The organism is Methanosarcina barkeri MS (assembly GCF_000970025.1).
GTDB lineage: Archaea > Halobacteriota > Methanosarcinia > Methanosarcinales > Methanosarcinaceae > Methanosarcina > Methanosarcina barkeri.
Window position 1 is genome coordinate 2,358,241 of the sequence record NZ_CP009528.1, and the last position, 14,257, is coordinate 2,372,497.

Genomic DNA, 14,257 nt, shown 5'->3' on the forward strand with positions numbered 1-14,257 from the left:
TTTAATCTGAACTTTTTATCCGAATCTTTTTCTAAATTTTTTATTGGGGATATTACCTGAATAACCGAAAAGAAAGCAACCAAAAAAAGCAACCGAAAAGAACTTTCCAGAATTGTCTTCCGGTTTTACTCTTGTCTACTCGGACAACGGGAGCTGTTTTCCGGAAGAAGTGGATTTCAAAAATTCGAAAACTCTGGGCTTGCAACTTGTAAATGCTCTCGTTGAACAGATTAACGGAACAATTGAGCTTGAAAGAGGGAACGAAACAAAATACACTGCCAGGTTTGAAGATAAAAGATAATCCTCAAAAAATGGAAACTATTTCTTGCATTTTATAATTCAATTAATTTTGCTGTCAAAACTGAGATTCATTTGTTTTCCTTTTCCTCTTCTTAATTGAGTTTTCCTAGCTGGGTTTCTTTTAACTTATTCTGAAAGCAATCTTTTTTGTATATTACAGTTTTTTTTCAATTCAGAATGTTTTTGTCATATAAGCTCAGAAATAGTATTCTTGTGTATCAAACTTTTTTTTAAAAAAAGTTTGATCAAAAATTCTCTCAAAAACAGCGCGGTGTGAGTTGAACCAGATAATATAGGCTTCTGCTAAGAACTCATCTGGAACTTGATGTTATTTGGAGTTTGATATTTCTGGTACTTCAGGTTTTAGAATTGTCTGGTACCTCAGGTTTTAGAATTGATATAACTGATATTTTATATGACATAAGGAAAAAAATATTAAAAATATATACAGTGAGGATAGGCGAATTGTGAATGCTAATAGGAATTGATGTCGGAGGCACTACCACGGATGCAGTGCTTATCCAGAATGGAGAAGTGTACAGTACTGCCAAGGTTTCCACTGAACACGGAAATCTGCTAAATTCCCTGCTTGAGGCCCTTGATGCTGTCAGCAAAGATGTCCCTCCTGAGCAGCTGGAAAGAGTAGTGTTCAGTACAACCGTGATAACAAATCTCATTGCCGAAGGCAAAACTGACCGTGTAGCCCTGGTATTAATTCCAGGACCCGGGGTTAACCCGGCAAGTTATACTTTTCCTGACAGCTTTTATCTAAAAGGGGCTATGGATTACAGGGGAAGGGAAATTGATCCACTCGATGAGGCCGAGGTCAGGAGAACCGTAGGTTTGGTCCGGGAATCTGGATTTTCAAGAGCAGCCATTATAAGTAAGTTCGGGCAGAGGAACCCTTCTCACGAACTCAGGGTAGAGGAAATCTTCAGGGAAGACTATCCTGACTGCAAACTGGAACTAGGGCATAAGGTTTCGGGGAAGCTAAATTTCCCAAGACGGATAGCAACTGCCATGCTTGCCTCTGCCACCAGGGAACGCTATCAGGAGTTCGTTGAGAAAATTAAGAAAGCACTTGAGGAAAGAAACATCAGGGCTCCTGTGTATATCCTGAAAGCCGATGGAGGAACTCTCCCGGTTGAGAAATCAATAGAATTTCCTGTGGAAACCATCTTTTCGGGCCCTGCTGCCAGCACAATTGGAGCGCTTGCCCTTACTCCTGAAGGGCAGACCTCAGTGGTAGTAGATATAGGAGGGACTACCACAGACCTTGCATTAATTCTGTCAGGCAAGCCTCTTTTTGCTTCTAAAGGCGCAAAACTCGGAGGTTTCCTTACACATGTCCGGGCTTTTGCAGTCCGCTCGATAGCTGCGGGGGGAGATAGTGTTGTAAGGGTTAAGGACCGGAACCCTGGCACAAAACAGATAACAATCGGCCCTGATAGGGCGGGTCCGGCTTACTGCATGGGAGGAAAAGAAACTACCCCTACGGATGCCCTGAAGTTCCTCGGGCTTATCGAGGTAGGAAATCCCGAACGTGCAAGCGAGGCGATCAAAGCCACAGCTTCTGAGCTTGGGAAATCAGATACTGAAACTGCATCCCTGATTGTAGATAAAGTATCACGGATGATTGCTGATGCGGTAAATGAGATGTTTTTTGAATGGAAACAGGAGCCTGCCTATCGGGTATGGGAGGTCCTGCAGGAGAAAAAGACAAGACCTGAAAATGTGGTTGGAATTGGAGGAGGCGCGAAGGGGCTTATTGCAGAGATTGCAAAAAAACTTAATGCAAACCCTGTAATTCCCGAGCATGCCGAGGTGGGAAACGCCATTGGAGCAGCTGTTGCAAGGCCCACGATTACTCTTAACCTGCACATTGATACTGAACAGAAAGTGTACTCTGTTGCTGAGGAAGGGGAGATTGTCAGTTTAAACACAACAAAGTTCAAGAACTTGAATAAAATCAGCCTCGACGAAGCTGAAACCCTGGCAGCCAAACTCTTGAATGAACGTGCAGAAGACTTCGGAATTTCCGAGTATGCAGATGAAGCCGAGATTGTTAATAGTGAAGTCTTCAATGTCGTCAATGGCTGGTATACTACAGGGCGGCTTTTTGACGTAAACATGCAGATTCCTGCAGGCCTGATACCGGAATGGAAAAGGAGGGAAAAAGCATGAAACTGGGGCTTGGAAGACTCAAGGATGTGCTGAAGACTGGCTCAGGAACAGCTCCCGTAGAAGGGGAAAAAGAGCAGGCAGAAAATAAAGATAAAGCCGAGAAAGAAGAGATGCAGACAATAAAAAGTGAAGAAAACAAGTTTGAAATATCCGAGGAAAAGGAAGGAAATACAATGGAACTGAAAAAGACCGGGTTGGAAGCGAAAAAAGGACTATTATCCCCGGCAGACCGCACTAAGGCCGAGAAGACAGGCCTTATTTTCTTCCCTGCTTTTGACTGGGCAATTTCACCAACCCACCCCGAAAGAGAAGAGCGCCTTCTTTATACCAGAGACCAGATCTTTGAAGAAGGTCTGATGGATCTGCCAGAAATAGCCGAATATAAACCTCGCCTTGCAGAGTACAGGGATATTGCCAGAGTACATTTCTGTGTGCCTGATATAAAAGCCCAGGCTACAACCCCTCACCTGATCGCAGCAGGTAGTTGCCTGGTGCTTGGGGATGCCCTGATGAAGGGAGAGGTCAAAAATGCTTTTGCGCTTATCCGCCCGCCTGGACATCATGCAATGACAGTCGCACATGGAAACCGGGGATTTTGTAATATCAATAACGAAGCTATCCTTGTCGAGTATCTGAGAAAAACATACGGAATCCGCAAGATTGCGATTGTAGATACCGATGTGCATCATGGGGATGGAACTCAGGATATTTTCTATAATGATCCTGATGTGCTTTTTATTTCCTTCCACCAGGACGGAAGGACTCTTTACCCTGGCTCTGGCTTTATGAGTGAACTGGGAGGCCCAAAAGCCCTTGGAAGGACTATCAATATTCCCCTGCCGCCAGGGACCCCTGATGAGGGAATACTTTATGTGCTCGATTCCCTGGTGCTTCCTATTCTTAAGGATTTCAAACCTGAGCTTGTCCTGAACTCTGCGGGACAGGATAACCACTACACCGACCCTCTCGCAAATATGCGCTTTTCCGCGCAGGGTTACGCAAAATTGAATGAAAAACTTGCTCCTGATATGGCTGTGCTTGAAGGAGGTTACGCAATCCAGAGTGCACTGCCTTATGTGAATACAGGTATAATCCTTGCAATGGCAGGGCTTGATTATTCCTGCGTAAGGGAACCCGATTTCAAGCCAGGAATGTTTGTCCAGGCTTCAAGGGATAAAAAAACCCTGGAAGAAATAGTTGCAACCCAGCTTGAAAACTGGAAAAACCGGGATAGGTTTGTAGAAGCTGAAGTGTCAAAACACGGAGACTTCTACCGCCGAAAAAAACAGATCTTTTACGACACGGATATGATTCAGGAGTTTCAGGAAGAAACCATCAGGATGTGCCCTGACTGTCTGGGCTACAAAACCATTGACTCCCACGCTCATGGGGGCGTAGGCAATCCCAGGATCTTCGGGGTTTCGATTCCGATCTACGCCTGTGAGAAGTGCCAGGCTGAAGCCAGAGAAGAGTACAAGAAAAAGCTAATTCATCCGGAATATGATTACGTTTACCTGCAGGATAAAAAACAGGATGAATACAGAGCGTATAATACAAGAACAAAGAGGGAAACGGTTTATTAAGGTGGAATAAGATTTTTTAAATATAAAATGAGGTATGAAAAGTTATACAGGCTTTTTTCTTGTTTTTTTCTTTTCTTTCTCCTTTTTCTTTTTTGTCATTTCTTCTTATGCTTATTTTTGTTACTTGTGCCTATATTTCTGCTATTTTTTTGAATGAAATCATTAAAACACACATAGATATCATATAATAATTTTTTATAAAGAAAGCATTGTTTTTTGGAAAAACTTCCAAAATATATTAATTTTACTCTTGGCTATCAAAACAATCAGGTTCTTAGCAGGCTTGCATCATATAGTAAAAGCCTGGATCGTCTGACCAAAAAACAGCTGAAAATGTATGTCATACCGTTAATTCCAATAGTCAAGCGAGGATGGAGGCTCTCAAATTAGAATTTTGACTTAAAAACTTATTCTTTTTTCCACTAACTCTGATAGCACTTGTCTCTGTTTGGTAGTGGCAACTTAAAACAATACCTTCTATGCCTTTCTCATGTCAAAAAACAGTATGTTATACAAAGGAGTCCTCTTCGAGGACTCCTTCGATAATTATTTGAGCAGAGAAAGTACTTCAATTTGCCAATTCCTGTACTTTCTTTGCATTGACGATATTGCAAAGCACGTCGAACGTACTTTTTACACCAACAAAAGTTGGCACTTTAAGTACAGTGTTTCTTCTATGATAAAACTGTTTGTTGTGAAGTGTTTCAGGCAACTCTCATATGATAAAACCATTTCTTCCTTAACAGACGAAGAAGCTATCCTGCTTTCTTTTTATGATGAAAATAGCCAGATTAAACTTCCTTCAGGTGGAACCCTTCATCATTTTATGAAGTATAGACTTGGAGAAAAAGGAGTCAATGAGATAATGATGCTTATAGGTGAGAAAATTCTCAAACTTTCTCAGGAAAAGGAAGCAAAAATTGATTCCACTCCACTTGAAGCTTCAAGATACGACAAACATGCTGATTATAATCCTCATTATGAATGCAAAATGGATAAGGCACATATTACAATGGTTGGAACTTATCCAATTTTCATGACTCATACAAAAGGACTTTCTGGTGACTCTCCAGAACTTATCGACCATATTGAGGCTCTAAAGAACATGAACGCTAATCTGGAATTTTATTCTGCTGACGGAGGTTATGATTCATTCCTCAATCATTCTGATATTTGGTATAATCTGAACGCAAAACCGATTATTTCCTACGCTTCAAATGCAGTAATCAATCAAGAAGGTGAAGAGGAACGAATCGATCACTGGGTGAATAAAAAGTGGAAACTCGGTGGAGATATTCATGCACCAATGGAAAACAAACTCAGATTTCTATATGAAATTGGAAGGAAAGAACAGGTAGGAATGTACCTAAGAAACCAAAATATCAGAGATGAGACTTTTGATGATCAGTATAAAAAGAGAGCTGAATGTGAAAAGATACATGGACATATTAAAGGTACAGTAAAGTTCGATATCAGAAGAGTGAGAAATCAGAGTAGAAAACTCTACTCTCTATTGAGTTTCATAGCATATCAACTACTGGTGTTGACAGAAATGCAAAATAAAGTTGAGGATAAGAATTCGTTTGGGAGATACTTTTAAAAAAGTGAGTATCAAATTAGATTTGAGATTTTAAAAGCTAATTTGAGATTCTCGGATGGGAAATCGCAAGATGTCGTCAGTGTTAACTTATTCTCGGCTTAATATACTTAGGAATGAATATTGGGGTATAAAAGGGCAAAGGGTAGAAATTATGAGAAAATTACGGTAAGTCATGGCATCATTTTATAGTTTTTCTATTTTAATATCTCTCTATAATTATACTAATCAAAACCGATATATTTATATTGTACTTGCAATTAGTTTCTAATTAATTTATGAAAGTTGTATTTTAAACTTATTTTACTTGTATGGAGGGATTTGGCATAAACAAAATAAAGTTTTTATTACTAACCTTTTTAATATTAACGTTAAGTTCAATTATTGGGGCAGCGGCTGAGGTTCACGTTAGTTCAGGTGAGTCTATACAGGACGCAGTGAACAGTGCAGGTGCAAACGATGAGATTATCGTCGCACCCGGAACTTATAATGAAAATATCTACATAGGTATAAGTGACCTAGTAATCAGGTCTTCTTCCGGTAGCCCTAAGGATACAAAAATTGTTGCGACCGACTCATCTAAATACGTAGTCCAAATTCATAATGGAGATCGCATAACAATTAAAGGGTTTAATATTTCTGGAGGAAAACATGGTATAGGCCTGGAAGGCTCAACAGGCAGCACTTTAATAAATAATGTAATACATTCGAATCAGAATTTCAGTATCTATCTGGCAAATTCAAATAACAACATTCTGATAAACAACACAATTTTCAACAGTACAAATGGTATCAACCTGGTATTTTCTGACGAAAATAATATCTCGGAAAACAGGGTTTTTAATGATACTATAGGTTCAAGCACTCATAACATTTTCCTGAATAATTCTCACAATAACAATCTTCAAGGCAATACCGTTTCGGATGGCGAATATGGAATAGCCATGCGATATTCCAACAACAACAACCTTACCAGCAATAACGCTTCTGGAAATAAAAAAGGCATTTACCTGACCTTAAAATCCAGCGAAAACACGCTTTCGGGAAATCTGGCAAATTCAAATTCAGAAAGCGGCATAATTTTAGATAACGCTGGCAGTAGCAATAACCTTATCAACAATACTGCCAGGATGAATTCCAATAATGGCATCGGGCTTGCAAATTCCAGTAACAATTACCTAGCCAATAATATTGTATATCAAAACAGCAAAGGAATATATTTACAGTCTTCAGCCAGTGGAAATATCCTTTCAGGCAATATTGTGAATTTGAATCTTCAAGGCATTCAGCTTGAAAACGCTGGCAGTAATAACAACCTTACCGGTAACACTGTAAATTCAAATACTAATTATGGGATTTATCTGGTAAATTCCGGCAATAATTTCCTGCTCAACAATGTAGCTTCGCGCGATAATAAAGGCATCTACATCATGAGCTCAAGCGGAAACAAAATTTCTAACAATACGCTCTCGGATACTATCACTGAAGGGATAACCTTCTCACTTTCCAACAGCAACACCCTTTCAAGAAATAGGGCTTATAACAACAGTTTTGGAATTTTTTTGAACTCTTCAGATAGTAATGAGATCTCTAGCAATACTATAACTAGTGCTCGAAATTATAGTATTGCTATGTGCGCCGCTAGTAATGGTAACCACGTTTTTAATAATTACTTCAACAGCACATATAATACAAGGGTTAGAAACGCTTCAAATAACTGGAATACGACTAAAACCGCGGGCATGAGTATTACCGGTGGGCCATACATAGGAGGAAACTTCTGGGGAACGCCTAATGGAGAAGGACATTCTCAAACCAGAGCAGATAATGACAATGACGGCATTACTGAAGAGATATTTTCCACAGCCAACGTCACAGACTATCTCCCGCTTGTAGTTGTAGAAGCACCGGTGTTTCCTGAGGCAAACTTTTCAACTAACATTAGCAGTGGTCCTTCTCCTCTGACAGTCCAGTTCACTGACACTTCACAAAACGCAATCTCTTGGTTCTGGGACTTCGGAGATGGAAATAATTCAACTGCTCAGAACCCGGTGCATATTTTCTATGCAGTAGGAACCTATACTGTTAATCTAACAGTAACCAATGCAAACGGCACGAAATCAAAAAATGCAGATATAACCGTTCTGGAAAAAAATATTCTTCCTGTAGCAGACTTTACAGTAAATAAGACAAGTGGATATTATCCCCTTACAGTTCTCTTTAATGATCTCTCGCAAAATGCAAATGAATGGTACTGGGACTTTGGAGACGGAGCTAACTCAACAGAGCAGAATCCAGTACACACTTACTCCGCAGCAGGAACCTATACTGTTAACTTAACTGCAACAAATGCAAATGGCACGAAATCAAAAACTGCTACGATAACTGTTATGGAAGAAAGTAGCTCAAGTAGTGGAGGCAGCCATCACAGCAGCGGTGGCGGTGGTGGTGGTTCGCCTGAACCTCAAACTAACGTTCAAGTCAAGGAACTTTCCCAGACAGGGGTTACAAACGGAAAGCCTGTAATGTTTGATTTTGCAAAGAACGCAACCTGTGTTGTATATGTGAGCTTTGATGCAAAGAGGACTGCAGGCAAGATCACAACCATTGCCGAACAGCTCAAAACAAAATCCACTCTGGTTTCAGTCCTGGATTCGGGCGAGGTCTATAAGTACTTCAACCTCTGGGTCGGAAACGGCGGATTTGCTAACTCAAATAACATTGAAAATCCTGTGGTGTGTTTCAAGGTTGAAAAATCCTGGCTGCAGGATAAGAAGATCGACCAGAGCTCGATTACTCTAAACAGGTACAATGACAAGAAATGGTCACAAATTCCCGTGAAATTATTAAAAGAAGATAATAAGTACCTGTACTTCACGGCAGAAACACCGGGCTTTTCGTTCTTTGCAATAACAGGAAAAGCAGTCGAAAAAGAAAAAGTAGCTGAAGCAAAGCCTTCAACCAATACTTCAAAACTTGAGAAGAACAGTACAGCATCGGAGACAGAACCCGAACAGAAAACCGAACAGGAACCGGGAAAGAATAAAACCACAAGCATACCTGGATTTGAAGCGCTCTATGTAGTAGCTTGCCTTGTTATGGTATTCCTGCAGAGAAAAAAATAAAAGGACAACTAAATAAAGAGAAATAAGGGTCAAAATTCTTCTTTTTACTCCTCCTTATTTCTCCATTTTCCTTTAGACTCTTTTTTTCTCCATTTTTCTATTTTACTCTTTTTTTCTCCATTTTTCTATTTTACTCTTTTTTTCTCCATTTTTCTATTTTACTAGTTTACTCTTATTATTTCTTTATTTTTTATTATACTCTTTTTATTTGCTTTTTTATAGCACTTTTTTATTACTAACAATAATTATCGGACAGATTTTTCAGGTTAGGGTGGTCGCACGCAATTTGATTTCAAGGAAAGGTTGAGTTTAATATCTTCATCCTGTTCTCCAGCTTTTGTTATTTATCATATAATATCAGCAAGTTTAGCCATACACTAACATTGTATATTTATTTTTAATTCGTCTCGACTAAACCCAGCATATTTATATTACTTTATACATTATTCCACCTGCTCTGGCAATTTGGATGAAATATTCTATAAAGATAAAGCAAATTGTATGCATAAACGCATGTGGGTTCCTGCATATTTTTTACACAAGGATAAAGTAAAGCGATTCTATACGCTGTTGTAAAAGGCCTTACTTTAGATAACAAGAGAACTTTTTAGATCACAAGAGAACTCACCTTAGATAACAAGAGCATCTACATGGAATATTATCTGTGACTTATCAGCCACTTAAAGCAAATTTAATTAGAAAATTTTATTGCTTTTTTTGAGTGGATGGAGGGATTAGAATAAGTAAATTAATTACTTTATTGTTAGTTTTTTTTATCCTGATATTAAGCTCTGGTATTGGAACTGCGAATGAAATCTTTGTCAAATCAGGAGAGTCTATACAGTCTGCTGTAAACAATGCGGCTTCAGGCGATGTGGTAATTGTAAAGCCTGGAACCTATACCGAGAACATCAATGTAACCGTACATAACTTGGTAATTAAATCCGAGTCAGAAAATCCTGCAGATACGATAATAATGGCTAAAGACCCGGCTTTAGATGTTTTCAATATACAGGCAAATAAAGTTACGATTAGCGGGTTTAAAATAATGGAGGCAAATAAAGACCATGCAGGGGTCTATATGTATAAGTGCAAAAACTGCACCATTGAGAATAGTAGATTGCTGAATAATACTATTGGAGTACATCTGAAGAATTCGGATTATAATTCAGTTCTTGATAACCTGATTGGAAAAGGTGATAAGGGAGTTGTCACTGAGCAGTCCAATTACAATACGATATCCGGAAACCGAGCTTCAAAAAACAGGTACGGATTCTATGTTCCAAATTCTGAGGGGAATGTAATCTCAAATAATACGCTCTCGGAAAACAAAGATTACGGAATCGTGCTTTCAACTGGAGTAGATAATACTATCTCAGAAAATAATGCTTCTGATAACGGTAGAGGCATCTACCTGGGCAATTCGGATAACAATAAGATCTCAAGCAATACTATTACTTCAAATGAGGTTTTTGGGCTTTTTGTCTGTCCCAAAAGTGACAAGAATAGCGTCCTTAATAACTACTTCAATAATACTGTCAATGCCGTACCTAATAATGGAACCGATAATATATACTATATAGAAAAAACTCCAGGCACTAACATTGTCGGCGGACCTTATCTTGCAGGAAACTACTGGGCACAACCCAATGGAACGGGTCCCTCGGAAGTCACGCCTGATGCAGATGGGGATGGTATTGCTGATAAGGTATACAGGCTTGAAAACAGTGATTACGTCGATCGCCGACCTCTTGTAGCCGCTAAAGTAAAGAAGCCTATTCTTCCTGTTGCAAATTTCAGTACCAATGCAACTAGTGGTCATCCTCCTCTTTCAGTCAAGTTTACCGATCTTTCAAAAAATGAAACCGAAATAAACTGGGACTTTGAAAGCGACGGAAACATTGATTCGACGGACGAAAATCCGGTTCATATCTTCACAGAGCCTGGAACCTATACCGTTAATCTTACTGCAAGTAACGAAAACGGGACTGCTTCCAAAAATTATATAATAGTCGTTCTTGAAGGACAAGAGACTCAAGAACCTGTCTGGCAGAATAAAATTGAGAGTTTACCTGGCTTTGAATTGATTTATGGAATTTTTGGTTTGCTTGCGGTTTTCCTGTATAGAAAAAGATGAGAAATTCTGAAGGGGAAAAAGATTAAGGGAACTTAAAGAATCAAAGAAAAACATGAGTCAGTGACGGGAGTGGGGTTTAATGGGGTTATGGGAGAGATTTGACAGGCATTCAGAGAAATATGACGCCTGGTACGAGAAATATAAACCTGCATACGAATCCGAGCTTCTTGCCCTGAGATCTGTTCTTCCCGAAAATCCGGAGAAATTGAAAGCTCTCGAAATTGGAGCTGGTACAGGCAGATTCGCTTCGGCTCTTGGGATTGGACTCGGACTTGAACCGGCAAGAGCTATGGCAATGCTTGCAAAGCAACGAAGACTGGAAGTCTTGCTTGGTGTTGCGGAGTTTCTGCCCTTTAAAAGAGAGAAACTTGATCTTGTTTTAATCGTTACTGCACTTTCTTTTTTTAAAAATCCGAACCAGGCACTCAAGGAAGCTCTGAGGGTATTGAAACCAGGCGGACAAATTATAGTTGGAATACTTGATAGGGACAGCCCTCAGGGACGCTGCATTGAGTCGGAGAAAAAAGAAAGCAAATTTTCCGCAGAGGCACATTTTCTTTCTGCAACAGAAGTCTTAACTTATCTTTTAGAAATTGGGTTTGAAAATCTCGAGATCTGCCAGACTCTTTTTAAAAAGCCTGAGAAAATCGAATCTGTTGAACTTCCGGAAAAAGGGCATGGAAAAGGAAGATTTGCAGTAATTTCAGCAAGAAAGACATTTCATGGATTCGGGAATTGAAATATTTATATTCCGAATTATTATAAGAAATCAATATAATAAATAGAATGTCCTCAATTCCATTTTTAAAGGAAATAATAAATTGATAATTGGACTAATTGATAATTGGGCTAATTGATAATTGGACTAATTGATAATTGAGCTAATTGATAATTGGGGGGTTAAAATTAATGTCCATAGAAAAAATTCAGGGTTACACCTACGGAAAGACAGAAAATATGTCTCCTCTTAACCTGGAGGATCTGAAACTATTAAAAGAGGCTGTGATGTTTACAGAAGAGGATGAGAAATACCTCAAGAAAGCAGGAGAAGTGCTGGAAGACCAGGTTGAGGAGATTATTGACACCTGGTATGGATTTGTGGGTTCACATCCGCATCTACTCTATTATTTCACCAGTCCAGACGGAATTCCCAACGAAGAATATCTTGCTGCTGTAAGAAAACGTTTTTCCAAGTGGATTCTTGATACATGCAACCGCAACTACGACCAGGCCTGGCTGGATTATCAATATGAGATATAGTCACGCCTACAATTATTGCAACAAAAACTCATTGTACCTTATTGAGTAGTTGCATTATTTATCCTCGTGACTATAGGTCTGCGACATCACCGGACCAAGAAGAAACGGACCGACAATGTAGAATCTGTTCCAAACATAAACTATCGCTATCTTGTCGCTTTTATTTACCCGATAACAGCAACAATTAAACCTTTTCTTGCAAAGAAAGGGCACACTTCCGAGGGAGTGGAAAAGATGTATCAGGCCTGGTTTAAGGCAATAACACTGCAGGTGACTTTATGGAGTTATCCTTATGTGAGGCAAGGGGATTTTTGAGAGACGACGAAGAGCAGAAATTTTAGTCATTGTAACACTGCTTTGAAACTAGATCAAAACTAATAATTTTCTTCTAAAAAGGGAAATAATTTTCTAAAAATGTAAGTGATTCTCTAAAAATAAAGGGGATCTCTAATTAAATTAAGGCTCTTTATCCTTTTTTCATCTATATTACCATCTACTGATCGTCATCTAAAAACCTATATTATCTCAAAAACTTTGAGACAAAAGGAGAAGTGTCTCCTCTGCGCAAGAAATGTCCGGAAGGTCCTTCTCCAAGGAATTCGGAGAACCATGACTCGTGCTCGATTTCTTCGTTAAGGATCGCCTGAGACCGTAGGTACGGTGGTCTTTGCCGGCAGTCATATTGCAGATTTCGGTATATCCGCGTACTGCACACCTTTCTGCGTTAACAAGTACTTGCAGCATTGCCTGCACGTCTGTCGGATCTTCCGGGAGATACGCCGGTGAGCAAGCGGAAATATCGTGGAAGTCATTCATGTTTCTGAGAAGTTTTCCACCCAGTTCGTAAATCCTGGGTATAAGAGCTTCAAAGTGGTTCCTGTCTTCGACTCGGGCCGTTTCAGCAATCTCTTTTATTCCTTCTCCTTCCAGGCCAATTAAATTAAACCTCAATATGGTATAGTAGTAGTAAGTTGTGAGTTCGGCAGAAGCATTTTTGATCAAAAGTTCTAGCAGTTTTTCAATGTCAACTCCAGCCTTCTCTACAACTTCTCTTGCCACTTTTGCCACAGTAATCAATCCTGTTGTAGCTATCGATTTTATGATCTGTTATTAATTTATTATTATATTTTTATTAAATTACTAATATATTATAATCGACCTTATATATCCATTTTGAAACAATCCTACAGCTATAATCTTAAAAATAAAATTGCGGGCGGCTACCCCATCCTTTAGAAGCTGGCCGATTATTACTGACAATAATGAAACATAATAGTCTACTGGTGGATTGGAACTTGTTCCGTACTTTCATGCCAAATTGGACTACTGTCGTTATGTATATATGTTAACGCCATTAAGTAATGGTAATTATGAAAATCAAATTGCGTGCGGCCACCCCACCCTAAAGGATGGGGTATGCTTCGGGCCGCCCGCCCGGTTATTTTGGTACTTAGAACTCATTAATTCTACGTTTCCTGGATTATTTTAACCTCTATGATTGAGCTTCTGTTTTCGTTTTTCCCTGCGATTCCTTAATATAATGCTTGATTGTGTCAGCAGTTACATTCCCAATAGATCGATAGAACTTTCCACTTGACCATAGACTTCCACTCCAATACTGGTGTCTCATTTCAGGATGAAGCTTGAAAAGTCTGTAAGAACTTCCTCCTTTCAAGTATTGAATTACCTTTGATAGAGAAGTACTTGGATGAAACTCTAGAAACAAGTGAACATGATCATCTACAACTTCCATTGCATGAATTTTGTAGCCTTTTTCCATGCAAATACTGTTGAGAATCAACTCGCAATCCTTTTTAATCCGCTTGTTGTAGAATATACTGTATCGATATTTAGGTACCAACACGATGTGGTAGGTAATCTGACCATAGCCATGGCTAAAACTACGTAGTTCCAACATTGTATCACATCCTAGCCATAGGTGGCTGGCACCACCTGTGGTTATGGTGCCAAAAAAAACTTTATTTTACAAAGAAATGATGATTGAAACAGTTATGCGAATATAAAATAGCCAGCGAGGGTTCACTTCATCCCCGACCTAAAGGTCAGGGTA

General features: G+C 39.2%; 9 protein-coding genes and 1 pseudogene. 8 read left to right on the forward strand and 2 right to left on the reverse strand.

Features of this window, described 5'->3' with window-relative positions:
- The first annotated feature begins 112 nt into the window (after positions 1-112).
- From MSBRM_RS09590 to MSBRM_RS09625, 8 genes and pseudogenes are all read left to right on the forward strand, one after another.
- The gene (locus MSBRM_RS09590; RefSeq protein WP_048117436.1) at positions 113-301 is read left to right on the forward strand and encodes a sensor histidine kinase; all 189 of its coding nucleotides are present in this window, start codon (positions 113-115) and stop codon (positions 299-301) included.
- Positions 302-771: 470 nt separating this feature from the next.
- Positions 772-2,484 carry a hydantoinase/oxoprolinase family protein gene (locus tag MSBRM_RS09595; RefSeq protein WP_048117433.1) on the forward strand — a complete coding sequence of 571 codons (1,713 nt, stop codon included), beginning with the start codon at positions 772-774 and terminating at the stop codon, positions 2,482-2,484.
- Positions 2,481-4,067, forward strand: coding sequence for a histone deacetylase (locus MSBRM_RS09600; protein ID WP_048117430.1), 1,587 nt, complete (start codon positions 2,481-2,483; stop codon positions 4,065-4,067). The genes MSBRM_RS09595 and MSBRM_RS09600 overlap by 4 nt, the downstream gene beginning before the upstream one ends.
- Before the next feature lie 490 nt (positions 4,068-4,557).
- Positions 4,558-5,667 carry a transposase gene (locus MSBRM_RS09605; RefSeq protein ID WP_048155512.1) on the forward strand — a complete coding sequence of 370 codons (1,110 nt, stop codon included), beginning with the start codon at positions 4,558-4,560 and terminating at the stop codon, positions 5,665-5,667.
- Between the two features lie 434 nt (positions 5,668-6,101).
- Positions 6,102-8,789, forward strand: coding sequence for a NosD domain-containing protein (locus MSBRM_RS09610; RefSeq protein ID WP_230668811.1), 2,688 nt, complete (start codon positions 6,102-6,104; stop codon positions 8,787-8,789).
- 760 nt (positions 8,790-9,549) lie between these two features.
- Positions 9,550-10,926, forward strand: coding sequence for a NosD domain-containing protein (locus tag MSBRM_RS09615; RefSeq protein ID WP_230668813.1), 1,377 nt, complete (start codon positions 9,550-9,552; stop codon positions 10,924-10,926).
- 79 nt (positions 10,927-11,005) lie between these two features.
- Entirely contained in the window at positions 11,006-11,665 is a 660-nt protein-coding gene (locus tag MSBRM_RS09620; protein WP_048117424.1) for a class I SAM-dependent methyltransferase, read from the forward strand.
- 218 nt (positions 11,666-11,883) lie between these two features.
- Positions 11,884-12,501, forward strand: a pseudogene (locus MSBRM_RS09625) (protoglobin domain-containing protein).
- A gap of 210 nt (positions 12,502-12,711) precedes the next feature.
- Here the strand turns inward: MSBRM_RS09625 and MSBRM_RS09630 are convergent.
- Positions 12,712-13,254 (reverse strand): ferritin-like domain-containing protein, encoded by a 543-nt coding sequence (locus tag MSBRM_RS09630; RefSeq protein ID WP_230629147.1) that lies wholly within the window; start codon positions 13,252-13,254, stop codon positions 12,712-12,714.
- A gap of 424 nt (positions 13,255-13,678) precedes the next feature.
- Complete coding sequence (gene tnpA, locus MSBRM_RS09635) at positions 13,679-14,104, reverse strand: IS200/IS605 family transposase (RefSeq protein WP_048117421.1); 426 nt, start codon at positions 14,102-14,104, stop codon at positions 13,679-13,681.
- Positions 14,105-14,257 lie beyond the last annotated feature (153 nt).

Coding starts and splice junctions, on each gene's coding strand:
- MSBRM_RS09595 (WP_048117433.1), top strand. CDS start 772: ATGCTAATAGGAATTGATGTCGGAGGCACTACCACGGATGCAGTGCTT.
- MSBRM_RS09600 (WP_048117430.1), top strand. CDS start 2,481: ATGAAACTGGGGCTTGGAAGACTCAAGGATGTGCTGAAGACTGGCTCA.
- MSBRM_RS09605 (WP_048155512.1), top strand. CDS start 4,558: ATGTCAAAAAACAGTATGTTATACAAAGGAGTCCTCTTCGAGGACTCC.
- MSBRM_RS09620 (WP_048117424.1), top strand. CDS start 11,006: ATGGGGTTATGGGAGAGATTTGACAGGCATTCAGAGAAATATGACGCC.
- tnpA (WP_048117421.1), bottom strand. CDS start 14,104: ATGTTGGAACTACGTAGTTTTAGCCATGGCTATGGTCAGATTACCTAC.